Raw genomic sequence first — 25851 nt, 5'->3', positions numbered from 1 at the left:
GTCTCTGCAGAGTTTTATCCGCGGGCCTGTACACGCTCGTCATCGGACCTGGGATGCTCATCGAGCGCGGCCTTCGCGGCAAGCCTTTGCTCTACCTCCTCTTCCGACGCAAGCTCGTTCTCGGTTGCAGCAACAATGGCAGCAACAGCACAGTCACCGGTCACGTTGCATGTCGTTCTGCACATGTCAAGGATGCGATCGACACCAAAGATCAGCGCGATGCCCGTCTGCATGTGCTCAGCTGACACGTGGACAGTCTGTAGTACGATGACCAGCATGAGCATGCCGACACCGGGTACACCAGCAGTACCGATCGAAGCCAGCGTCGCTGTCAACACAATCATGAGCTGATCCATGATCGACAGATGCTGCCCAAAGAGCTGCGTGATGAACACGGTCGCAACACCCTGATAGAGCGCTGTACCGTCCATGTTCACTGTTGCACCGAGCGGGAGCACAAAGCTGGTCACGTCTTCGGAACATCCGAGCTTGTTCTCCACACAGTCCATCGTGACGGGGAGCGTGGCGGACGAGCTTGACGAGCTGAACGCGAGCAACTGTGCTGGCGCAATCGCCTTGTAGAACCGTTTGTACCCTACCTTGCCGCGCGTCAGCACAATCATGATCACCGGGTACACGCCAAGGAACATGACCAAAAGGCCGGCAATCACCACCAACGCGTACTTGATCAGCGAGCCGAGCACACCCAAACCCATGTCGGTCATCACAGTCACGATCAGTGCAAACACCGCAACGGGCGCACACAGCATCAGCACGTGTACCAGCTTGATAATCGCGTTTGTCATACCGTCGAAGAAGCGGATCACGGGCTTTGATTCGCTCTCCGGGATGAGCGTCAGCCCAATGCCCAGCAGCATCGACAGCACCACAATCTGCAACATATTGCCCTCGGCAAGAGCCGCAAACGGGTTCGTCGGGAGCAGGTTCAGCAACGTTTTCCAGACAGATTGATCTGCCGCGACAGCCTGCGAGATCTTCGCTCCTGCGTTGGATGCGTTTTGCGAGCTGATCGTCGCCATGGTCTGTGGATCGAAGCTCGCGCCGGGCCTGACGATGTTCACGAGCACCAGCCCCACCGTAATCGCAATGGCCGTCGTGCACAGATAGAGCACAACGGTCTTCAGCCCCATGCGTCCCAGCTTGCGAACATCATTCAGTGAAGCGGTACCAACAATGAGCGAGCACAGCACGATCGGTGCCGCAATGAACTTCAGGAAGTTGATAAAAAGTTTGCCGATGAAGTTCTGCGACAAACGCACAAACCGGGCTGCGTATGCGAGCGATGTCGGGCGCTCGATAATGAGCCCCTTGGCCTCAAGATCGTGTTTCTCGACGAACTCTGGCGTGAGCGACGAGAGTGCCATTGCTGCAAGCTCGGGGTTGTCAGGATCGAGTTCCTGCAGCGTTGCGGTGCCTTCGGGTAGCTTCGGGAAGTATGCAACGCCATGAACAATGAATGCGTCACGATCCGGCACGCCAACACCCGGCCAGAACGTGTCGTTACCCTCACTGTCAGTGGTTGCCGTGTTGACACCAATACCGACCACCAACCCCAGAATGAGCCCGATGACGATCTGCCAGTGGAGCGCAAGTCGTTTCCGTGTTGATGAAGCTGCCATAAGAATGCTCCGCGTGGTGAAAAAATGGAGTGGTCTACAGCGTATCAGATAGGACAATGGTTCACAACCACGAAAACACTCGCTTTCGCACCGATTGATTCCCTAGCATTCGGTTGTGTCCACCAACGCCAGCAACCAGCACCAATCCAGCGAAAACTCCCAGCACTCCGGCAAATCCAGTGAACCCGCACAACAGGTTCGGGCAAGATCCAGCAAGCAGAAGTATCTGCGATTCCGCGCCGAACGCAAGGCATCAGGGCACGAACCGGACACAGGGCCTCGACACTCTGACGAATCGCGAAAGCGCACACGCACCCGTTCCATCCGCGTGCTGTTGAAGGCATTCTGGTCGCTCACCTCACGCATGCGCGGCTGGATCGTGCTGGCGCTGGCAACACTCACCGTCTCAACATCCATCGCGCTCGTGCTGCCAGCTTCGACAAAGGTGGTGTTTGATTACATCATCCTCGACACCCCCGGCGTGAAGGGACTGCCCGAGTCATTGCAGCAGATCGATCGTGTGAAGCTGCTGCTCATGGTCGGGCTTGCGCTGGTGATGCTCTCGGCAACGCGCGCAATCGTCCACATGATCGGTCGCTGGCAGATGACCCGCCTGACAAAGCGCCTGCAGATCGATCTTCGCAGGAAGGTGTTCGACCACGCCGTGAATCTGCCATTGCACCGCGTGCAGCAGATCAAGAGCGGCGGGGTTGCGTCAATCCTGCGAGAGGACGCGGGCGGCGCAGCGGAACTGCTCTTCCAGCTTGTGTATAACCCATGGGGCGCAATCATCCAGCTCGCTGGCACGCTCATCGTGCTCGCGTTCGTCGACTGGGCATTGCTCGTTGGAGCACTTGTGCTCATCCCCATCGTGTGGTTCTCGCACAAGACCTGGATCTCACGCATCCGACCAGTGTTCCGCGAGGTCAGACGATCACGCACCGCGATCGATGCGCACGCAACAGAAGCTTTCGGTGGGATGCGCATCGTGCGCGGGTTCGGACGTCAGCGTGGCGAGAGCTCGCGGTTTATCCGCGGCAATCTCTACATGATCCGTCTCGAACTGCTCGCGTGGTGGTGGTCAAGGGGGATCGAGATCGCGTGGCAGCTCATGATTCCGATTGCGTCAACCGGCGCACTTGTTTACGGTGGCTGGCGAGTGATGCGCGGCGATCTCACTGTGGGCGATGTCATGATGTTCCTCGCGTTTCTCATGAATCTGCTTGGCCCGCTCGAGCTCCTCGCTGTCTCTGCTGCGAATCTTCAGACACAACTTGCCGGGCTCGACCGAATACTTGATCTGCTTGATGAGCCGGTAGAGTTTGCAGGCGCACGAGGAACAACACCGGTGGATCTTTCGTCTGTCCGCGGCCGGATCACATTTGAGAATGTCTTCTTCTCGTATCCAAAGACCGACGAACAGCTCGCAAAGGAACAAAGACAACGTGACCAGAACAGTCCGCCGGATCCCAGCAGAGTTGTACTCGATCATGTGTCGCTCGATGTCCCTGCGGGCAGCACCGTTGCGCTTGTGGGACATTCCGGTGCAGGCAAGACAACGTTCTGCAATCTCGTTGCACGGTTTTATGATCCGACAGCAGGACGCATCCTGCTTGACGGCGTGGATCTGCGCGAGCTGCAGCTCACCTCGTTCCGCGCATTGATCGGCATCGTCGAGCAGGACGTGTTCCTGTTCGATGGCACGGTGCGGGAAAACATTGCCTACGCGTTTCCGGATGCGCCAACAGACGATGTCGAGCGCGCCGCCCGCGCTGCAAACGCGCACGCGTTTATCACCGAGCTTGAGGACGGGTATGACACGCTCATCGGCGAGCGCGGCGTGCGCCTCTCCGGTGGACAGAAGCAGCGCATCGCAATCGCACGGGCACTCCTCGCAAACCCAAAGATACTTATCCTCGACGAAGCAACCAGCAATCTCGATACCGAGTCTGAACGCCTGATCCAGCGCAGTCTTGATACGCTCATGAAAAATCGCACCAGCTTCGTCATTGCGCACAGGCTGAGCACCATCACAAACGCAGACTTGATTGTCGTGATCGAGCACGGAAGCATTATCGAGACAGGCACGCACGACGAGCTCATGCAGCGCAACGCACGCTATGCCGAACTCGTGCGGATGCAGACCGATTCGGCGTATGGCAACACGTCAGAACCTGCAATTTCTCTCTAAAATGGGAGATGTCGTGCGGCATGATGCCATGCCCTACACTCCAACCACAAACCGGGCATGACGCCCACACACAAAGGGAGAATATTGTGAAACTGAAAGCAACTTTTGTCCTGTCCTTGCTCGCTGGCTGCGCCCTGTTCAGCACACCCGTGATGGCGCAAGCGGACACGGCTGTCGCACCCGCAGCACCAAAGGTGCGCACCGATCTGCCAAAGGCCACCGACATCTTCGAAAAATCGATGAAAGCATACGGTGGCCGGGACAAGATCAACGGGATCAAGACATTGCGCACCGTAATGAGTGCTGAGATGATGGGTACCAGTGTCAGCATGGACAACGCCTGGCAGCGTGACGGCGGACGGCGCGTCATCATGACGATGCCGATGGGCAAGCAGGAAATGGGATCTGACGGCAAGGTCGCGTGGATGAACAACCCCATGGGCGGCTACACCCTGCTGGACGGTGATATGGCCGATCAGGTTAACGGCCAGGCCGAGATGTACATGATCGTTCTTGACCCGATCACACAGATGAAGAAACAGAACTCAAAGGCAGACACGATCGGAAAGGAAACATTTAACGATCACGATTGCTATGTGATCCAGATTACGGAAGAAGATGGGGACACCTCCAGGGTGTTCTATGACGTTGAAACATCCAAAGTGCTCGGAGTCAAGTCTGGCAGCGAGCCCGAGATCACGACTGTGAGCTTCAAGGACTGGAAGAACGTCGATGGCATCCAGTTCTTCCACACAATGGAGATGGTTGGTCCGCAGATGCCAATGCCGATGGTGTTCTCAATGACTGACATCCAGGTGAACACGCTCGATGCGGATTACTTCGCGATGCCCGCAGAGGTGAAGAAACTCGCCGATGAAAAGGCAGCTTCAAAGAGTGACTCGGACAATGGCGAGATCAAGCTGAGCGACCTCAATGAGAATGGCCGCGCGTTGGCAGAAATGCAGCTGAAGGCGATCCTGCTCCAAAGCCCCACCGCAGCTCAACTGAAGGAGGTTGTATCGGGGCTTGAGCAGGGACTCGGATATATGCCAGCTGATCAAAAGAAGGTGTACGAGTACATGATCCAGGAGTTGAAGAAAGAAATCGCAAAGAAAGGCTGAAGGAGCAAGGCAACACATGAAGCTCACACACACACTTCCGCTCGCTCTGGCGATCGGATGCGTTCTTTGCAGCGCGCCGGCTCTTGCTCAAAGTACCGACGCGCCTGCGCCACAGGCATCCGCGCGCGATGATCTCCCTACCGCAACCTCCATTATCGAGAAATCGATGGAGACAGTCGGCGGTCAGGAGCAGATCCACGACATCCAGTCCATGCACACCAAGGTAAGCACGTCACTCATGGGCACAGATGTGTCCGCAGAGATGTTGTGGCGGCGCAAGGGTGGGCGCAAGACAATCATGACGATGTCCAATCAGGGCGCATTTACACGAGGTTCTGACGGCACGATCTGGTGGAGGCACGATCAACTCGGCTACGCACTTGTCGAAGACGACAACAGCCGGCAGGCACAGGACAGAGAAGCCGAACTCCTGATGACTGTGCTTGATCCGATCACAGTCGCAAAGGAAAAGCAGCGCACGCTGCGCACCATCGACAGAACATTGTTCGAGGACCACAAGTGTTTCGTTGTTGAAACAGTCATCGGCGATCACGAGTCGATGCACATGTTCTATGACACCGAGAGCTTCTTACTCATCGGCATGAATGTCATCCAGGGAGATCGGACAGCGAAGATTCTGTTCAAGGACTGGAAAGATGTCGACGGCATCAGGATCTTCCACACAATGGAAGTGAGCGATCCGGGGCTTCCAGAGCCGATCGTGTATACAACAACCGAGATCACTTTGAACTCACTCAATGAATCAAGCTTTGCAACCCCTGAGGGAGTGAAGAAACTCATGGAGAACTACGAGCCAAAGCCCCGTGATGACGACGGCCGCTGAAAAACATGCTCGCACATGATGGCTATCCTCTGGCTGCGGACATTGGTTGCAATGTCCGCTGTTTTTCTTCCACCAGCGTATGGAAATACACTCGGGCGCATCCCTTTACAGGTCCACGTGATTGAACAAGGTCCACATTTGGGGTTATCTGAGTCCCAGCAAGCCCAATGCTGTATTTCATGTTTGATCGACGAGTCTCACGCGAACAACAGCCGAAACATATCGGTTAATTACGCAGAACCAATCTGATCCACATGATGGAGTGTTTCCATGAACCATCGTCACACCACACTCGTTCTTCTTGGCTTGCTCAGCATGGCATTGCTCCCAGCCATTGCAGGCGCGCAAGCAGTGCAGGTCGAAGACGATGGCAGCATCACGATGAAGCCAGTCGAACTGCCAGCCGTTCGCGAGATTCTTGATAAGGCTGTCGATATGTATGGCGGGCGCGATGCCGTCGCTGCAATCAAGACGTTGCGCATGGTGTGCAGTGCCGATGTGAACGGACAAACATTCCGCATCGAGAGCCTGTGGTCGAGAACACGGGGCACAAAGGAGATCTGGCAAACACCCTCGGGCGGATGGTCGACAAGCAGCAACGGCGTTACACACTGGACGCAGAATCAGAATGGGTTTGCCCTGCAGGACATGCCACAGGACACGCAGGCACAACTGCTCGTCTCAGTACTTCAACCGTATGACTGGCTCAACAACGCTATGGGCACTGTCAGCGTCATCGGGTACTCCGTGTTTGCGGACAGGCTCTGCTACGAGATACGCGAGCTGGACAACCCGATCACCGAGAACATCAGCCATTACTATGACAAGGAAACATCGCTCTACCGTGGCTCGCAGCTGCGCAGTCCCGGCGGCACGCAACAGAACGTGGTGTTCGGCAACTGGCAGTCCACCGACGGCGTGCTGATGTTCAGATCGATGCAGCTTCAGGACACGCTGAACCCCGATTCAGTGGTTGTGATGAACATCTCATCAATAGAAATCAATACGCTCGATGATGCCGCATTCAAGATGCCTGAAGAGGTTGCCAAACTCCGCGATGAGAAACGATCAAATGAGATCGAAGTCATCTCGAACAACAATCTGCCGTCCGCCGACGATGTCTATACCAGAGCGATGGAAGCCATGGGCGGAACATCAAAGATCCGCCGGATCGAGTCCATCTCACTCACTGCAACGACAAAGTCGATGAACGGCGATGTCGTTCGCGAGCACAAGTGGGCACGGTTTGGCGGCAGACACACGAAGGGAACGACAAAGCAGGACATGCGCGAGTTCGGCACAGACGGCAAATCGCCGTGGGCAAAGATCGGAGACCAGTACGTGCTGCTCGATCCTGTCCAGCCGAGTGCATTGCTGACACAGAGTGAGATGTACATCGACATGATCGACCCCGCAGTCTCGATCGCCAGTGAAAATGCCTCTGGCGTTGTAGACGCGCTCGTCCGATTTGAAGGCAGACCCTGCTACCGCGTTGTAGCCATGTATCAGAGCTCGTTCTCGCAGGATCTTTTCTTTGATCAGGAAACTCATCTGCTTGTCGGTGCACAACAGGTCGCACGTCGCAAGCGGGAAACCCAGGTCTTCAAGGACTGGAAGGAAGTCGATGGCATCCTCATGTTCCACACCATTGAGCTGCACGACCCCACGTCACCGCTTGGCACAATGGTCACTCATCTGTCCGATGTCCACTTCAACTCACTGACGAAGGACGACTTTGCGCTGCCAGATGAGGTGAAGGCGCTCAGTGCAGAACCAGCCGAACCTGACACAACGTCCGAAACCAGTGAGAGTGAGTCAAAGTGATCTGCATGCTGTGTGATGGTGTTCCACGCGCAAGATGTTCTGCGAAGAACATCGGACGCTGATCATCCCTGGCTTCCTGCCACCCACATCATGCGATAGCTCATCGCGCCGAGCCCCCGCATCCACCGATGCTGCTCGTCTTTCTTCTCGACACGATCAAAGACTGTCCCGATGATCTTGATGCTCGTGCCGCCGGTGTCTATATCGACAGGCGCGGTAATATACGCAATCATCCATGGCGTCACACGCCCTGGTGATGTGTCCTCCGACTCGGGATCGAAACTGCCGTACAACTCCAGCGTGTTGCCCGCACGCTCGATGCGATCGAACGCCTCGAACAGTTCTGCTGTTGCTTGAAGCGCATCAAGCACATCGTCCGACGATCCAGACGAGAACGAGTCAAGTGTCACGGCTTCCCACGCTGTGCTGGGAATCTGCGCCTGCTGTGACGGCTTTGTTTGTTGATCTGTGCGATCCACGCACGCTACGAGTGTAAGCACCGAGAAAAAAACAAGGATGGACTGCAATCGATTCATGGGACAGTTCCTTTCTCGCTGGAAGCAGTGAACGGATTGTCCCCACGTGCAGTATAGCTGAAATCGCGGCGGATTGCGCATGAATCCATGAAAACAAAGAACGCTGGGGTCAGGATCGCAGCACGCGCATGATCTCGGCTTCGGTTGTCAGCCCATTCGACGCTTTCTTTCGAGCGTCCTCGATCATGGTGTGGAACCCTTCGGCTTCCGCTGCGTTTGCGATCGTGATCGCGTCTGCACTCTGGCCGATCACCCGGCGGAGTGTGTCGTTCAGCTTCATCACCTCATACACCGCAAGTCGCCCCTTGTATCCAGTGCCGAAACAAACCTCGCAACGATCATCGTGTGCGCTCGGAGCTGCTGACTTGCCCGTGCCGTGGCATGACACACACACACGACGGAGCAGTCGCTGCGCGAGCACCGCAAGCAGCGACGACGTCACAAGATACGAGGGCACACCGATGTCGATCAAACGCGGGATCGCGCTCGGCGCGTCGTTGGTGTGCAACGTTGAGAGCACAAGGTGGCCCGTGAGCGATGCCTGGATCGCGAGCTGCGCTGTCTCGGGATCGCGGATTTCACCGACGAGGATTACATCCGGGTCCTGACGCAGGAGCGAGCGTAACCCGGTTGCGAACGTCACGCCGCGTTTCGGGTTCACCTGCATCTGGCTGATGCCTTCGAGGTGGTACTCAACGGGGTCCTCAATCGTCATCACATTACGCGACGAGCGATCGACCTGCCCGAGTGCTGCGTACAGCGTTGTTGTCTTGCCCGAGCCGGTCGGACCAGTGACCAGAATAATGCCGTTGGGATGATCAACAAGATGGCGCAGCGTGTCCTGCATCTCATCTGTCATGCCGACCTCGTCGAGCGAGAGTTCAGTCTGTGTCTGATCCAGCAGACGCAGCACGATACGCTCGCCGTACACAGTCGGGATCACACTCAGACGGATATCGACCTTGTGCGAACCGATGCGCACAGTGGTGTGCCCGTCCTGCGGTGAGTGACGATTGGCAATGTCAAGCTCCGTCATCACCTTCAGACGCGACGAGATCGCTGGCGCGAGCGAGAGTGGGGGAGAAAACGCCTCGACCAGCATGCCATCGACACGGTATCGAATCTCGAGCTTGTTCTCGTGCGGATGGATGTGCACGTCCGATGCGCGCCGACGGAGCGCCTCAAACAGGATCATGTTCACGAGCCGGATGACCGGTGTCTGGCGCGCCAGCGCAAGCAAATCGTTGCCCGACCCAACCGAGCCGGCAGCCTGCGAGATCGCGCGCTCGTCGAGCGGCATCTCCTCGATGATCTCTGTGACAAGGTCCTGCCTCTGCTCGAACCCGCGGTTGATGAGGTTCGCGACCGCTGCGCGAGGGGAGAGGACAAGGTCCACCGGCATCTGCACGATGTCCTCGATCGCACTGAACGTCGCAGGCTGCATCGGCTGTGCCGTCGCGACAGTCAGCACGTGCCCATCGGCGCGAAGTCCGGCGACATGGCGCTCACGCGCAAAGCTCGGCGAGATCAGCTCATAAAATCGTTGCGATGATTCCGCGAGTCTCGGCTCGGGATCAAACTGCAAACCGGTGCGATCTGAGAACTTTTTCAGCGCGGTCTGTTCGTCGGTCGCGAGCATAGCCAGCAGCACGTCCCACGGTTCCTCGTCAGAGCCGGGCGAGGATACAAACGCACGGAGTTGCTCCGGCGAGATGCGCAATGCGCCGAGCGCATCGGACACACGCGATAACGAAACGCTGGCACCGTTCGTCGACGCAATCGCGCCGTTGCGATCGCCATTTTCCTTGGCGCGGTTCTTGCTTCGTTTGATGAGTTTGCCTTCGGGCATGTGTTTCCGTTGGTGTTTTCGTGCGAACGTCTCTTCTGGTTTAAGCGTTTGGATTACTCGTATCCGTCGTCAGACTCGCCCTGGCCCGTCGGGGTGGTTGCGTTTGCAGGTGGCACCACAACACCGGGGCGGGTTGCGTTGTCGCCGACACGCAGACGATTCGCATCCACCACATCGATCGCGATCGGCGTTAACGGCGGCAGGTTTGCATCGAGCAGCATCTCGGCCTGTGGTCCCTTTGTGAGAAGTATGAGATCATTGAAGTTCGGATCATCCAGAATCCGCGGCGTAAGGAAGATGTACAGCGTCGTGATATCGTCTCGGATTGTCGTATCACGGAACAGATGGCCGAACAGCGGAATATCGCCGAGCAGCGGCAGCTTGATGACCGTCTCGCCGGAGTTCTTGAACTTCAACCCACCGACAACCACGGTCATGCCGGTTGGCACAGACACAGAACCACCCTCGATCTTGTTCTCCTGCGATGGTGGCGGTGCCCCATCATCGACCGGTGCACCAGTGAAGCTCGAAAGCTCAATTGAGTATGTCAGATCGATAGAGCCATCACCAGTGATCTGAGGCATCGCAGTGAACCTTGTGCCTGCCTCTGCACGCCCATCAAAGCTGGTCGTTGTTGTGTTGGTTGATTGATTCGATGTTGCAAACGGGAACGTGTTAATCGATGCGATCGTCGATTCCTCATTGTCGTTGACAAGGAGTTGAGGCGTCGAAACGATCCGTCCGTCTGTGTCTGTCTGGATCGCGTTGATGACAATCGGGACGTACTTGCTCTGGATAAGAGCGAACGTGCCGCCAGACAATGTTGACAACGGCGACACAACATCCGTGAGCATGTCACCAGCTTGTGAGAGCCCGAAGTTTGTGCGGAACGCGCCGCCCTTGCCCATCGCATTAATCAGCTGTGTTTCAATCGCCACGTTGAGATCATCCGTCGAGTTCACCGCAACGATGTACGCCTCGATATACACCTGCGCACGTCGGCGATCGAGTTTCTCGATGAGCGAAGCAAACTCCGGCTGCACCTTGAGCGGTGCTTTGACCACAATCTGGTTGTGCTCTTCGTCAGCAATCGCAACAACTCCATCGGTTCCCGTGAGTGACTCGACATCACCGCCCGGGCCTGTTACGGGCTGGCTTGTGCCTGCCTGCGACGTTGCAGCAGTTGCGGTAGGATTCCCAATCCCTGAGAGCAGACCGCCCTGCTGTTGCTGCTGACCGCTGATCAATGCCTGCAGGACTTCCGCAATCTTGGCAGCTTCCGAGTACCGCAGCTTGTACACACGCGCGACGGGTACCTCGCCTTCGGGCTTGAATGTGTTCACAAGCGCCTCAAATCGCTCGTGCTGCGACGGCGTACCAAAGTACATGATGTACCCGCCCATCGTGTCAGCAATCATGAACGAGCCGCCCGTAGCGGATTCGTCCGATACAGCCTGCTGTGCTCCAAACTGATTCGGATTTCCGCGGAAACTCGCCTGCTGCTGACCTGATCCGCTCTCACTGGAAAACTCGCGCACACGCCCAAGACCTGAACTGCTCGCGTGCTGCGCAATGTTGCGTGTTGCACTTCCTGTTGCGTACTTTCTCGGCTCGAGTGTGTTCGGCTTGTCGATGATTGCCAGCAAGCGTTCGATCTGCTCGCGCTCGTCTTCGGTCCCTCGCAAAAGCAACGCATTGCCCTGCGGCGCAATACCCAATCGGTTGCCGAAGTTCGCGAGATTTCCAAGATCTCCAGCAACCACCTGTTGCGTGTTTCCAGCATTTGGATCACCGCCACGGTTTCCGAATGCCTGCCCAGGATTCACCTGCGTACCAGCGGTTGCAGCAAGATTGCCGGTGAGCATCATGAGCTGATCAAGCGCAGTGTCTGCAGAAATGTGCTCAAGATCAAACGTGATGTAGTCCATGCTGTTGTATTCGAGCATGACCTGATTGATCAGTGTCTCCACACGCCCAAGCTGCGATGGTGACCCCGTCACAATCATCACACCGAGATCGTTACTCGCGGTTACCCGGATGTTCGCGCTGGTTCCTAGCTGCTGCTGGACCGCGGCGATCAGTGTTGATGGGCGCACCCCCGGCGTGCGGAACACGCGTGTTGTTGAGAGCAGATCGCCGACATTCGGTGGCACATTCGAGGTCGGCACGACCGAGTAGAACTGTGTGAGCGGGTCGTACGTCATCGTGAAGTTGCGGTGCTCAAGGAATCCGTTGAACACCGCGAGCAGATTGCTTCGCGGAAACTCGATCGGTGCGTTCAGCGCAATCGTGCCCGTGAGCGATGGATCAACATTGATGTTGATATTCAGTGTCCGCTGCACATATTGCAGGATGACGTTGATATCAACGGGTTCTGAAAATGCTGCAAACGAAACCATGTCGTCCTGCGTGGCGCTGGGAGTCGCGGCTTCGGGCTGCGATGCAGTCGCAGGCTGGTTTGCTGGCGGCGTGTTCTGCTGTGTGCCCGGTTGGTTCCCTGGTGTCTGTGTGGTTGGCTGGGTGCCGGGCCTGGTGCGTGGCTGGGCTCCAGAGAACTCCTGCGCCGTCGCGTGTGCAGAGAGCGCCAGTCCCGCGATGAGCGGATACACAGCTATGTGTCGACGCAGCATTGTTTGATAGGTTTTTGTTTGCATTTTTCTGGCTCGTGGCAATGGTGCCCATCAACTTTCACAGGCACACGAAATCTCTTCTCTATACCGGCCCTCGCCCTCTCCGGGCTCCATCATTGGCTGGTAAACCTTTGCAGGCGCGCAGAACACCCGTGGCCGATACGGCTCTTCGCACAATCTGCACCCGACATCAAAGTGAACATTCCAGTCAAGCATGAACGCTTGCAACCCACTGGCTGGCTCGCTCTTCACAGACGCGCTCGAGGTTGGTTTCTGGCAAAAAAGACGAGAGGATGTCACATCAAACAGTCTTTGATTTTATTGGACATCCGCGCAGCATGGCCTCAAACATCGCGTTTTCGGAACCATGAACTTTCTGATGCGCACATCTTCGTGTATGCTGATTGAACCACATCCGAGCATCCTGGGTGTCGATGTACTGGACGTATGAGAGCCGAGCATATGAAGATCAGCCGAACAACTGTTGCACCGTTCGCATTTGTCCTCTGCGCGCACGCATGCGCAGGGCCTGAGCAGCTTGTGCTCATCGCAGACCCGCAGGACACAACATCCATGTATCTTGCGAACGTGTATATGCACGAGCGCGATGTGCCAGCGTCGAACTTCATCGCGATGCATCCCGGGGCAGCGAACCATCTCGCGTTCTCGCAACAGAACGCGCCCGCGTTTCTTGGCACTATCGCATCTCGCAATATCGACGATCACGCCGATTTCGTGCTGGTCGCGCCATCCTCGCAGTTCCGGTTCCCCGTGTCGAGCACGATCACCGACTCATGCTCGCCCGTGAACAATCTCTCCATCTCGTCGGCGTACACGCTGATCCCCGTGCAGAGCGAAGTGCTCGGCGGGCAGCCAGTCTCAACACCCAATCGGTATTTCCTCCCAACGGGCACGATGCTTCCCGCGTTCCACAGCAACATCAACTGGCTCGCGGGTCAGCCAAGCACAAACACAAATGCGCGCATGTACTTTCTCGGTACGATGCTCGGGTATACAGGCACAAACGGGAACACTCCTGCAGAACTCGTTGACATGATTGAACGATCTGCCGCGAGTGATGGCACGCGCCCGTCGGGCACCTTCTACTTCATGAACAATCAGGCAGACCCTGCACGAAATGTCCGGTTTGGGCAGTTCGGCTCGGTCGCAACACAGATGAACTCCATCGGCGCTGTGACGCAGATCATCAACGGCATCATGCCCAACGGTCAGCACGACATCCTTGGTGTCATGACGGGCAACGCAACACTCGACTTTTCCAACATGACTATCCTGCCCGGCGCGTTCTGCGACCATCTCACGTCGTTCGCAGCAACGTTCTCGACATCATCGCAGACAAAGGTCTCCGCATGGATCGCAAACGGCGCATCTGCTTCTGCCGGTGCAATCGAGGAGCCGTGCAACTACACAGGCAAGTTCCCAAGAGCGGACATCCACAAGTTTTACTTCTCCGGCGCAACAATCGGTGAAGCATGGTTCAGAACCATGCAGTATCAGCCATACCAGCTCACGTTCTATGGCGATCCGCTCACGCGCACGTTTGCACACATTCCAAGCATCAGCGTTCCAAACGCTCCGACCAGCACCGTCTCGGGCACGGTCACGCTCTCACCACAGGGCACGACGACACACCCAAGCGCGACCGTTTCCGCGTTCCGTGCGTTTGTCGATGGTGTGCTCATGGACGAGGCGGGCGCCACACAGAACCTCACGATCGATACAACCCAGATCGCCGACGGCTGGCACGAGCTGCGCGTGGTCGGATACGACGACACACCAATGGAAACATCCGGCACATGGATCGGATCGCTGACCGTCAACAACAACGGCATGAGCGCGACACTGAACGTTCCGACAACGATTGGCTCGATGGAGACAGATCTCGACTTTATCATGCAGGCACCGGGGAGCACCGTCACCCAGGTCCGGCTGCTCCACGGCGATCGCGTTGTTGCATCGGCACAGGGCAATGGCGGCACAGTCCAACTCCGAGCACAGATGCTCGGGGCGGGAAAGCCCACCGTGCAGGCAGAAGCGGTGTATGCATCCGGGCAGCGCGTGCGCTCGGCACCGGTGCAACTCGATATCGACTTCGACAACGCAACCGCTAGCGCAGCACCCATCGCGTTCGACTATGCAAAGTTCGTTTCTGTTGATCATGCTGCCGTCGTCGAGCTTCCCGCGTCGGTTGCAACCGATCTTTCGTCCGCATCGTGGCAACTGCTCGGATTGCCCGCGCAGTCGAGCGTGCTGCTGAATGACGGGTCTCCCTACTTCATGATCGAGCCGAACGCTGGTGCGTCAGGCTTTGATGACGTGCCGTTCAAGGTCACAACGAGCGCGGGCGATTCAAACACCGCGATCGTTCGCATCATCTACGAGGATGTCGTGTGCTACGCCGACTGCGATGGCTCTGGCACACTGAACATCTTCGATTACATCTGCTTTGGCAACCAGTACGCGGCTGGAGATCCATACGCCGACTGCGACGGCTCGGGCACCCTCAACATCTTCGATTACATCTGCTTCGGCAACGAGTATGCAGCGGGATGTCCGTAATCGTTTGAATCGATCCATCCCTTATTTCCCGCACACGCGTCACACCCGAACCCGTGTGCGCCGTTCCTGCGCTGGTCGGCTGGTGATCTGATCCGCTGTTTTCCATGGTTTTTCTGACGTGCCGGCGATTCCGGCAGTGCAGGAGGACCATCATGACACACACACAAGGCAACACGCACCACGAATCGGCGTCACTTGAGCTGGTCGCCCCGACCCTCGGCTGGCCGATGCGCGATGGCGGTGCAGCTGTGCATTCCCAGCTTCACGTCTATCGTGTCGGTGATCGCGTCGTTGCGAGCATCACGCACGAGTCGCTGCGAGAGCGCCAGGCGCTCCTGCTGCGCGAGGATCTGACACACCTTCTCGACGACTGCACCGGCTTTGTCGCGCTCGGCATGGAGAGGGTCGAGATGCTCGGGTCGGCTGCCGCAGGCGAGATTGTGCGAGCTGCAAATGTCTGCGCCGATCGTCACGGCAGGCTTGTCGTGTTCGGGCTGCGCGACGAACTCGCTCGCGACCTGCAGCACTCAGGCATGTTCGACGGAGTGACGCGCGTGCGAACGAAGGATGAAGCGCTTGAGCTGCTCATGCGATGCACGCTTGAACCAGCAGGCACACAGCGGAAGTCGTTCTGGCATCGTCGCAAATCGTCAAGGGCAGCATAAATCCTGCAAGCACAAGCACTCACAGACCGAGTATCCAGAGCGGTTTGATCGATCGCACCTGCCATCTGCCATCGGTCTGCACCCATTGCAGTTCCCACCACGATCTGCCGGATCCGAACTCGCTCGAACTCCCAGTCGCGAGCACGTGTGTTGTTGCTCTACCCGCGCGAGCGACGGATGCCTCGACCTGCGATGCGCGCAGCGTTGTCCCGTCACTCTCGCCGAACCGACCGCGCACCGCGCTCAGTGTCGCGTCCTTATCCATCTCGCCAAAGAACCGCATCGACGAATCGCCCGGCGACACAATCACATCGTCCCTCAGCAACTCATCGAGCCGACGCATGTCCGCACTCGCAACCGATCGCACAAGCTCACGAGAGAGATCTCGCACAGTCTCGCGCGATGTTGTCACAATCTTCGACGTGGCATACAGCCCGATCGCGACCAGCACGCACACCGTGGCTGCGCCGATGCCGACACGAGACTTGTCCGCCTGACGGAACGAGTACAGCAGCACAAACCCGAGCGCAACGACACCGAGAATGAGAAGCTCGGGCGATTCGAAGGCCATGCGAGAAAGAAACGATCCTGTGTCGAGCTTTGGCGGCTGGTAGACAAGCTGGCAGAGCGTGGGAAGGACGGGCAAGCCGAGACCGGGTGCTTCCATCATGCTGCACAATACGCCGTGCAACCGGGCTCGGATGCATTCTGCTGGCAAACGCGCAGAATCTGCCTGATCTGGTGTCACACAGACCGATTGTCACTTCGGGCGATACGCCATCGTCCGGTTCTATGGACCGTGTGCATCCTGATCCGATGTGTTCGTCATGAGTTATGGCAATACCGAGGACATCCTCGACGGAGGCAGTGCGCCTGCAGACCCTGCTGCACCATCGACCGAGGTGACGTACTACCCTGCCGCAACGCCCGAATCCGAGGGGATTCTGCGAAAAAACATTGGGGCTCTCGCTGCGCGATCACGCATCGCTGCAATCAGGGTGGTCAGCACCGCGCCGAGCGAGCACGTCCATTTCGAGACAGCGTCCGACGATGGCGCCAGCGCGACGTACACGCATGACAGCACATCGCCATCGCGCAGGCTTGCAAGCGCACGAAGGCCACTCGACGAGGCCCAGCGGTTCGCTGAAGCGATCGACGTCGAACAGCACGCCACCATTGCCGTCATTGGATTTGCACTCGGACATCACATCGTCGCATTGGTCGATCGCGCACCACGCGCAACAGCTGTCATCTGCTTTGAACCAGACATTCCCCTGCTGCGCGCGGTGCTGGAGCGCATCGATTGCAGCGAATGGTTGCACCGTGTAATCGTTGTCTCCGATGCCTCTGACCCATCCGAGCTTGCTCAGGCAACGAAAGGGCTTGAAGGGCTTATGGGCATGGGCACACACATTGTCGAGCACGGCCCGAGCATCCCGCGACTTGCTGAGACCGCACCCAGGTTCCGCGACGCGCTCGGCCAGATCATGCGTGGCGTGCGCACCACCATGGCAACCACGATGGTGCAGATCGAGACGACGATGCGCAATCTCACCATGAACATCGATCATTACGCGACCTGCGCCGGCATCGCGGATCTGCACAACATCGCATCGGGCAGGCCCGCGATCGTCGTCAGCGCGGGACCGAGCCTTGCGCGCAACATTGATCTGCTGAAGAACCCGGAGGTTCAGCAGAGGTTTGTCATCATCGCTGTGCAAACCGTGCTCAAGCAGCTTCTCGCCGCCGGCATCAAGCCGCACTTTGTTACCGCGCTCGATCGCCACAAAATATCCGGCAGGTTTTACGAGGGGCTCACGGAGGATGACGTGCAGGGCGTGCAGCTTGTCGTTGAGCCGAAGTGCAATCCGATCATCCCAGTCAGCTTTCCCGGCGTGATCCGCTGCGCAGCAGACGAGGTGCTCGACAGACTGCTCGGCGAGGAGCTCTATCGCGACCACGGCACAATCAAGGCGGGCGCAACGGTCTCCCATCTTGGGTATTACCTCGCACGTTATCTCGGGTGTGATCCCGTCATACTGGTCGGACAGGATCTCGGATTCACGGACAACCAGTACTACGCAGCAGGGGCATCCATCCACGACACGTGGTCGTGCGAGTTGGGCGAGTTCAACACACTCGAAACGATGGAGTTCCAGCGGATCATGCGTTCGAGACAGATCCTCTCGAAGCGCACGGACCAGCTTGGGCGCGACATCTATACAGAAGAACAGTTGCACACGTACCTGCTGCAGTTCGAGCGCGAGTTCATGATTGATGTCAAGTGCGGTCGCACTGTCATTGATGCAACCGAGGGCGGTGTCGCCAAGGCGAACACAACGCCGATGACGCTCGCCGATGCGATCACAGCACACATGCCGGAAATCACTGTTGATATACCGTTTCCGAACGCAGACTGTTCAAGTGGTATCACTGTCAACGACGTCGGCACGCGCCTGCGAAAGATCCGACACGACACGTGGAAGATTGAGAGCGCATCAACCGAAGCAACGAGGCTGCTGAAGCAGATCGAGAAAAAGATCGATTCAGGTCATCAGAATGATGCAAACATACTGAAAGTTCAGCATCTCGCGCAGGAAACATCGAAGATACTCCCTGCATACGACCTGGTACACCACCTGAACCAGACGGGCACATTCCGTCGGGTGCGCGAGGATCGTGCGATCGAGCTTGCAGACCCGAACGACAAAGCGGAGGTGCAACGCAGGCAGGTGAAGCGCGACATCTCCAATGTCAAATGGCTCGGTGACGCTGCCAAGCGCTTCGGCACAATGCTCGACGCAACCATCAACTGCCTCCAGAACGGCGAGCGTCAGTGGGACGAGATGCCCGAGCGCGTCGCGAGCTTTGCCGATGTGAACATACAGTCACGATCCGACGATGAGGCATTCCAGCCACCGCACCGCGAGGTTGGCGCTGTTGTTATCGCAGATTTTTCGTCCGGCGCGCTCTGCACACATCGATCGCTCGAAACCGAGCTGGTCGGCGGGATGTCCGTGCTTGCATGCACACTCGCGCGCATAGCGAGTGCAGAGTCCATCCGGACAGTTGCGGTGCTGACAGACGATGTGAACCGCGCGCAGCACATTATCGATGGCGCTGCAACACATCTTCGCAACACGGAAATACGGGTGTTTCCTATCAATGACAAAGACTGGGCGAAGCGGAAGCATGCGATCGCAAAGGCGCGCGCGTTCGCTCCATCGTCGTGGCGTGGCGGCGTCGGACAGCTCTGCGTCTGGGATGAGCTCTGCCCCGGTATCGACGTCCAGCACATCATGCACGAGATGGCGCTTGACACCATCGTGCTGGTCGGGGGAGACTGGCCGATTGTTGACCCAGCCATGATCGACGATGTTGTCACGCGAATACGCAGCTCCTACCAGCAATCGCGCAGGGCGTTCGCTCCAGCCGCTCCCGGCATTGGGCCGATCGCGATTGATCGCGGCATGATCGACCAGCTTGTCAGCATCCGCGATGCCAGCGGCATCTTTGCAACGCTATCCGCGACACTCGCGTACGTGCCAATCAAGCCACAGCCCGACCCAATCGCGCAGGATCTGTGCGCCTTCGTTCACGCAGATGTCCGCGATCTTGGCGTGCGCTGCATCGCAGATACCACAAGCGCAACAAACCTGCTCGCGCAGGCGCTCGGCACGGTGCAGCACAATACAGGTCACTGGATCGATGCGCCAACTGCTGACATCGCACGGGCGATCAACGCGGCTCTTCAGAACAACCCCTCAATGCAGCCGACACGCATCATCGATGTTGCTGTATCAGACGAACAAGAAGGCATTATCAGGTATATTGACCCGGACGTTGTCACTCAGGCAGTGCGAAATGCAGAAACCGAGCTGGTCGCGGTCACGCTGCACGGGAGCAATGGGATCGACGCGCTCAGCCATCCGAGCATTGATGCGCTCGTGCGCACTGCACGTGATGCCGGAGCAACAAGCGTCCATGTCAGAACCCGCTTTGCGGGCAATGACGTTGCGAACGGGTTCGGTGCGGACACATTTGCTTCGCTCTCGTTTGACGCGCTGCCGGATGTGATCAGCGCAGAGATCCTTTCGACCGATCCGCAGCGCGCCGACACCGTGCTCTCGCTCGCGGTTCGTGACGGGATTATTGCTGCAGAAGCACGGGACGAGCGATCGTCCGGATGGACATGGCATACGCAGCAGCACAATGCGCTGAACACGCTTATGCCACGCCGTGTCGGGTTCGCAGGTCTTCCCTTGCCGTGGGTTGTTGCACGTCTTGTGAAGCGCGATGCGACATACGAAGATACTGAGCCGTTCTACAACACGTGGCTGATGCGCACCGGCACAGCCGTGCTTGATCCCCTGCCATCATCAGCATCATCGTGCGATCGGGTTTCGGCACTGCCAGCACCAGCCTCATTTGTTGAACGCGCGTCACGCGAGATCATGTGCATCTCACCTGCAAACGGAGACTCCATGCTTGAGGTGAAATCCGATTCAACACACTCCGGAGCTGCAGCATGAACGCGCTCGCTGTCATCCTCGCACGCGCTGGAAGCAAGGGCCTCGCTGGAAAGAACACGCGCGAGATCGCCGGTCAGCCCTGCATCCAATGGACACTGAACCACGTGCTTACCTCGTGGACGGTGGGGCGTGTTATTGTGAGCACCGACTGCCCGTACGCCATCGCGATCGCGCAAGCCTTTGGCGCACGGGTTCATCATCGCCCGCCGATGCTCGCTACAGATACCGCGGGTGTGCAGGAGTCGCTGGCTAGCGCAGTCCGACATGCCATTGAGACGACGCCAAGCACAACCTGGCATGAGGATCTGCCCGTTGTCATGCTCTACGGCAACGTGCCTATCAGACCCGTCGATCTGACCGATCGTGCGGTCGAGATGCTTGCCCGAACGGGCTGCGACTCGGTCATTAGTGTTGCTCGTGTCGGAAAACATCATCCATGGTGGACGCTGCGCACGAATGAGAACCACGAGGTGCTGCCATTTGATGGCGACGTGCTGTACCACGGCATCTATCGGAGGCAGGAACTCCCGGATGCCTACATCCCCGATGGAGGTGTGACAGCCATCAGACTGGGAACACTCCTCGACGCAAGCAATCCAGCACATCCGGACAGACGCTTGGGCCCACACGCATTTCTCGGAACCGATCGAAGATGTGTGATCACGGACGAGGGCGATGTCATCGATATTGACACATCGGTCGACGCGATGGTCGCCGAGGCTGTGCTTTTGAACGCTCGCCCGATTGACAACCCCGTTGCTGCATGAGTCTCATACAAAGCCTTCGTACTACCGAGCAGAGCACTTTGCTGTAAGGCAAGTGCCCAGAGAGATTCCAATACGATCCCAGACGTCTACCATGCAATCTGCATGGCGGAGCCAGAGCCCAAACAAAGCCCTGTCACAACTGATGCCGCCACGTTTGGCGATGAGCTGCGCTCCAAAGTTCTCGCGCTGGAAGCTGAACTTGCAAAGCTCCGCGCTCGTGTGAGTGTGCTTGAATCCGGCTGCGTTGATCGCGCCGCTCGTATAGAGCAGATGCTGACACATCGCCGGGCACGCCATGCAAGAAAGTTGCTCAACTCGCAGGGGACGCCGGACGTATCGCATGGCTGAAGAAAACGGACAGGTTCAAACATCAATGCAACGACCTGCGAAGATTGCGTGGCTCATGCCCTCACTGATTGAGGGCTCGGGTGGCCATCGCACAATCCTGCAGAATGTCGCAGCGCTCGAAGCGCGCGGTCACGAGTGCCATCTCTATGTTGAGTTGAAGCCTGCCCAACGCCCCAGCACAAGCGCAATCCGCAAGCAGGTCATCGAGCAGTTGCGCGATTACTTTGGATACACGTCACCAGAAACACGCGTGCATCTCGGATTCAAGATCGATCAGCCTGTTGATCTGGTCTTTGCAACTGCCTGGTACACCGCAAAGTTTGTGCGGAATATTCAACAGCAGTGCAGGAAGGCGTACTTTGTTCAGGATTACGAGGCCTGGTTTATGCCAATGGGCGATGGGTTCCTTGAAGCAGAGCGTTCTTACCAGCTCGGCCTGACACCCATCTCCATCGGACGCTGGCTGACACACACGCTCGCACACAAGTATGGTTGTGCTGGGACGTGGTTCGATTTCTGCGCCGATCTTTCGGTCTATAAACGAATCGAATCAATCGAGCGCACCCCGTCCGTCTGCTTTATTTTCCAGCCGGAAAAGCCCCGCCGATGCCCCATGCTTGGCATGAACGCTCTTGGCATCGTGAAGAAACAGCGCCCGGATGTCAACATCATCTTCTACGGCTCACGGGCCGACACCAAGCACGTCTGGTTTGAGCACGAGCATCGCGGCCTTGTCACCATCGAGCAGTGCAACCATATCTATAACGAGTGTCAGGTTGGCCTGTGCATCAGCTCGTCCAACCCGTCACGCATCCCGTTCGAGATGATGGCTGCCGGACTTCCGGTTGTCGATATGCACCGCGATAACAACCTGTACGACATTCCGGAGCAGGGCGCATTGCTCACGCCGACCAAGCCCGAAGCAATTGCACGCGGCATTCTGACGCTTCTTGATGATCCAGACCGTCGTGAGCGCATGGGCGCGTTCGGCCAGCAGTTCATGAAGAATCACAATCTTTCAGTTGGCTTCGAGCAGTTCGTTCGAGCGGTTGAGGATCTGCTCGCCGGAAGAACACAGACCTGGAGCGATCGCGCGCACAATATCCAGCCGATGTACTACAGATCGCCGGACATGATCGGTGCGCCGCTGCGTCAACACGGAGCACATCAGAACGGAACATCGCGCATGCTTGGTGAGATGATCGATGCCCAGATGTTCGCAAGACAGGAGCTTGCACGCATCGAGAACTCTCGCTCATATAAGGCGCTTACTGGGCTGAAGAAGAACCCGATGTACGCCGCTTGGGCGCGATCACGGTACGGGCACAACTGGAATCATGTGGACCTGAACGAGGATGCGATGCAGAAGCTCCAGCGCATCAAGAACAGTCGAACATACCGCATGCTCATGGGCGCAAAGCAAACCGGTGTGTATCGCATGTACGCAAAGCGCAAGTGGGGTGAGCAGGTCGCAAACGATCTGCAGAAAACGAAGTAATCTCGTGGAGTTCTTGTCATGCCGCCGCTGCTGACCATCGACATCTGGGACACGCTGCTGCGCCGGACATGCCATCCCGACGAGATCAAGCTCGTCTCAGCAAAGCGCATGCTCTTTCGGTTCGGCACGATACTGAAGAAACCATACACCGTGCATGAACTCTTCGACCTGCGTGTGCAGACAGAGCGTGAGATCGGCAGAGAGAACGCAGCATCGGGCAATGACGACGAGTATGAGATCGAAGATGTCTTCGCCCGCCTTCTCTTTTCGGTACTGAACGCAGCCCAGATCGAGCATCTCGGCGCCCCTGGCATCAGAGACCATGCTGTCTCGCTGGCAAACGCCGAGGCACACAACGAAAAGTCGGTATGCTCGCTCGATCCTGCAGGTGCGGACATCGTTCGGTCGACCGCGAGATATCCCGAGACGAAGGTCGTTGCGATCAGCGATTTTTATATGTCCGAACCCCGGCTGCGCCAGATTCTTGATGCGGTAGCGCCGGATATCAGCAGCATGATCTCACGCATCTACGTCTCCTGCGACGTGGGACTGAACAAACGGTCCGGCAGGATCTTTGCGTATGTGCGCAAGGAGCTTGGTATCGACCCAGCAGATCACACCCATGTCGGAGACAACGAATGGTCCGATGTGAAAATGGCTCGGAAATCCGGTGCGACTGCGCGCCGATTCACGTTTGAGCCGTTCGACGCGAAACGCGCAACACACGAGAAACGCTTTGCCCAGCGCATCAACGGCGACATGCGCGCAACTGTCGCCCTGATCTCCGATGCGCTCGCACGAACGCAGCACGTCCCGGATGATCTGACATCAACACAGCAGCGCTTGTACACGCTCGGCAGGCGATATGCGCCCGTCTTTGCGGGGCTGGTTCTTCACGCATCAGAACGCGCCTATCGAGTTGGTGCAAAGTCGATCCATTACTTCACACGCGAGGGTGAGTTCTTCGCACAGGTACACACACAGCTGCAGGAGTCATACGCCACCAGCGTGCCGATGCAGCAACCGGTTGTGCTGGAAGTCTCCCGTATCGCGACGTTCTTCCCGTCACTCCGCGAGATCACGCTCCAGGAGTTGATGCGCCTGTGGAACCAGTACTCGCAACAATCCATGGGCCAGTTGTTCAGCTCGCTTGGCATCCAGTGGTTCTCCGCTGAGCCGTTCCTCTCAAGACACAGTCTCGGCGCAGATGAAATCATCAGATATCCATGGAAAGACCAGCGCGTCATTGCACTCTTCAACGATCGTGTCTTTCTCCGATTTGTGGAGCAGATACGCGATGAACGACGCGAGCTGCTCTCCGGATATCTTGCAGCCAAGGGGCTGGCACCCAACACAAAGCAGGCTGTCATTGTCGACATCGGCTGGCGTGGCACCATCCAGGACAACATCGCCTACATGCTGCCCGGCACGCAGGTCAATGGTGTATATCTCGGGCTGCAAAGACTGCTGAACACACAGCCTGACAACGTGCATAAGCAGGCCTTCGGCCCGGATGCCCGTCGTGATCCTCCTGCGATCTTCGAGTTGCTCCGGAATGTTGCGCCCTATGAGATGCTGACCAACGCGCCGACCGGCAGCGTGCGTGGATACGAGCGTGATGGCGATTCCATCGTTGCCCACCGCGTCAATGACGATGGCGAGGATCATGTGCATCACGCATACATCGGTGCGTTCCAGCAGGGCGCGCTGGATGCGATGCCAGATGTCGCTCGCGTCATGCGCATCCACGCGATGACATCCGACGACATCCGACCGCAGTGCATCCAGTTGCTTCGTGAGATCGCGCAAAGCCCGGACCCAGCGCTCGCCAGCGCGTTCTTCTCGCTCGTGCACAACGAAACCTTCGGCGTGGGCGGGTTCGTGGACAAACGGTTCCAGCTCTCAAAGGAGTTGGTCACGCAGGCGCGGACAAGCAACGAGGGCTGGCAGAAGATGGTCGCATTTCTTGAGTCAACTAGTTGGCCGTGCGGATTCCTGCGTCTGCACGGACTTGACGATCTCCACGACAGATATCTCAATCGTGTCGAACGTCATGTAGCCATGCAGTCCATCTGGCCGTACAAAGTGCTCCAGCGTGCCCGCGCATCAAAGCTCGGCCGCATGGTCCCGGAAAAGATCATTCCCAAATCCCTCGTCAAGCGAGCATTGGGATTGCAACAGCCCGATGCCACGATCGAAGCAAAGCCGAGCCCGCAAACAGAGAGTCAGACCGCATCGAGCGCCAGCACGCACGCAGTCAAGCACTGACACCTCCCCATAGCGCGTACATTTAGCCCATGCAACAACACTCAAGGCACATGCAGATCTTCAGACACACACGCATCCCGATGCTCGCGCTTTGCCTGCTCTGCGTGTGTGTTGGCTGCTCCGCTCCAGTCAGTCCACCATCCATCCACGTTGAGCCGGGCGCAACGATCATTGAACAGTCCGATCATGGCATGGTCGTGCAAGTCAATATCACCGCAGCCAACCCAAACACCGAGCCGTTGCCACTGCGCGATATCGAGTACCATGTTGACATGAACGGCCAGCGCGTGTTTGCTGGCAAGCGCTCTGCGGAAACCACCCTGCGCAGAAACGATGAGCACACGATCTCGCTGCCAGTTGTGATCAAAGCCGACCAGCTCACCACACTTCAAGCCGCAAGCAGCACCGTTTCCTTCAATGTATCAGGAACAATGGTCTATCTTGTTCGAGGCCCGATTGCAGAGGTGCTCTTCGACGCTGGAATCCGCAGGCCAACAAAGGCGTTCTCAGGCGGAGGCGAGATCACACTGCCTTGAAAAACGCTGATATCGCGCCAAA

Annotated in this window: 17 protein-coding genes; 12 read left to right on the top strand and 5 right to left on the bottom strand. The window is 57.5% G+C overall.

The annotated features are described in order from the left end of the window. Positions 1-14: 14 nt before the first annotated feature. Positions 15-1640, bottom strand: a complete 1626-nt coding sequence (locus tag H6815_04990) for a dicarboxylate/amino acid:cation symporter (protein MCB9859791.1) — start codon at positions 1638-1640, stop codon at positions 15-17. A 115-nt stretch (positions 1641-1755) separates the two neighbouring features. On the opposite strand from H6815_04990, the gene H6815_04985 reads away from it, so the two are divergent. The 4 genes from H6815_04985 to H6815_04970 all read left to right on the top strand — a co-directional run bounded on the left by H6815_04985 (position 1756) and on the right by H6815_04970 (position 7620). After that, a complete protein-coding gene (locus tag H6815_04985) occupies positions 1756-3831 on the top strand; it encodes an ABC transporter ATP-binding protein (protein MCB9859790.1) in 2076 nt (691 codons plus the stop codon). A gap of 86 nt (positions 3832-3917) precedes the next feature. Further along, positions 3918-4952, top strand: a complete 1035-nt coding sequence (locus H6815_04980) for a hypothetical protein (protein MCB9859789.1) — start codon at positions 3918-3920, stop codon at positions 4950-4952. A 16-nt stretch (positions 4953-4968) separates the two neighbouring features. Beyond that, entirely contained in the window at positions 4969-5796 is an 828-nt protein-coding gene (locus H6815_04975; GenBank protein MCB9859788.1) for a hypothetical protein, read from the top strand. Between the two features lie 270 nt (positions 5797-6066). Then, positions 6067-7620 (top strand): hypothetical protein, encoded by a 1554-nt coding sequence (locus H6815_04970; protein ID MCB9859787.1) that lies wholly within the window; start codon positions 6067-6069, stop codon positions 7618-7620. Between the two features lie 62 nt (positions 7621-7682). Here the strand turns inward: H6815_04970 and H6815_04965 are convergent, their stop codons facing one another. The 3 genes from H6815_04965 to H6815_04955 form a co-directional block, all read right to left on the bottom strand. Then, positions 7683-8156 (bottom strand): hypothetical protein, encoded by a 474-nt coding sequence (locus H6815_04965; protein ID MCB9859786.1) that lies wholly within the window; start codon positions 8154-8156, stop codon positions 7683-7685. Positions 8157-8265: 109 nt separating this feature from the next. Beyond that, positions 8266-10005 (bottom strand): type II/IV secretion system protein, encoded by a 1740-nt coding sequence (locus H6815_04960; GenBank protein MCB9859785.1) that lies wholly within the window; start codon positions 10003-10005, stop codon positions 8266-8268. A 53-nt stretch (positions 10006-10058) separates the two neighbouring features. After that, a complete protein-coding gene (locus H6815_04955) occupies positions 10059-12635 on the bottom strand; it encodes a hypothetical protein (GenBank protein MCB9859784.1) in 2577 nt (858 codons plus the stop codon). 462 nt (positions 12636-13097) lie between these two features. On the opposite strand from H6815_04955, the gene H6815_04950 reads away from it, so the two are divergent. After that, positions 13098-15215 carry a TIGR03790 family protein gene (locus tag H6815_04950; protein MCB9859783.1) on the top strand — a complete coding sequence of 706 codons (2118 nt, stop codon included), beginning with the start codon at positions 13098-13100 and terminating at the stop codon, positions 15213-15215. A gap of 152 nt (positions 15216-15367) precedes the next feature. Beyond that, entirely contained in the window at positions 15368-15880 is a 513-nt protein-coding gene (locus H6815_04945; protein MCB9859782.1) for a hypothetical protein, read from the top strand. A 19-nt stretch (positions 15881-15899) separates the two neighbouring features. On the opposite strand, the gene H6815_04940 is transcribed toward H6815_04945, so the two are convergent. Further along, positions 15900-16550, bottom strand: a complete 651-nt coding sequence (locus tag H6815_04940) for a nuclear transport factor 2 family protein (GenBank protein MCB9859781.1) — start codon at positions 16548-16550, stop codon at positions 15900-15902. Positions 16551-16707: 157 nt separating this feature from the next. Here H6815_04940 and H6815_04935 point away from each other — a divergent pair, with 157 nt between their 5' ends. The 6 genes from H6815_04935 (at position 16708) to H6815_04910 (ending at position 25829) form a co-directional block, all read left to right on the top strand. Further along, positions 16708-20412 (top strand): motility associated factor glycosyltransferase family protein, encoded by a 3705-nt coding sequence (locus tag H6815_04935; GenBank protein MCB9859780.1) that lies wholly within the window; start codon positions 16708-16710, stop codon positions 20410-20412. Further along, positions 20409-21179, top strand: coding sequence for an acylneuraminate cytidylyltransferase family protein (locus H6815_04930; GenBank protein ID MCB9859779.1), 771 nt, complete (start codon positions 20409-20411; stop codon positions 21177-21179). The genes H6815_04935 and H6815_04930 overlap by 4 nt, the downstream gene beginning before the upstream one ends. Before the next feature lie 102 nt (positions 21180-21281). Next, a complete protein-coding gene (locus H6815_04925; GenBank protein MCB9859778.1) occupies positions 21282-21527 on the top strand; it encodes a hypothetical protein in 246 nt (81 codons plus the stop codon). Further along, positions 21520-23025 (top strand): glycosyltransferase family 4 protein, encoded by a 1506-nt coding sequence (locus H6815_04920; protein ID MCB9859777.1) that lies wholly within the window; start codon positions 21520-21522, stop codon positions 23023-23025. The genes H6815_04925 and H6815_04920 overlap by 8 nt, the downstream gene beginning before the upstream one ends. An 18-nt stretch (positions 23026-23043) precedes the next feature. Then, complete coding sequence (locus H6815_04915) at positions 23044-25293, top strand: HAD family hydrolase (GenBank protein MCB9859776.1); 2250 nt, start codon at positions 23044-23046, stop codon at positions 25291-25293. Positions 25294-25343: 50 nt separating this feature from the next. Then, complete coding sequence (locus H6815_04910; GenBank protein MCB9859775.1) at positions 25344-25829, top strand: LEA type 2 family protein; 486 nt, start codon at positions 25344-25346, stop codon at positions 25827-25829. Positions 25830-25851: the final 22 nt, after the last annotated feature.

The sequence above is a fragment of the Phycisphaeraceae bacterium genome (genome assembly GCA_020639155.1).
Classification (GTDB): Bacteria; Planctomycetota; Phycisphaerae; order Phycisphaerales; family UBA1924; genus JACKHF01.
The sequence above is the reverse complement of the archived record's forward strand: the minus strand, read 5'-3'. Positions and strand labels throughout refer to the sequence as shown.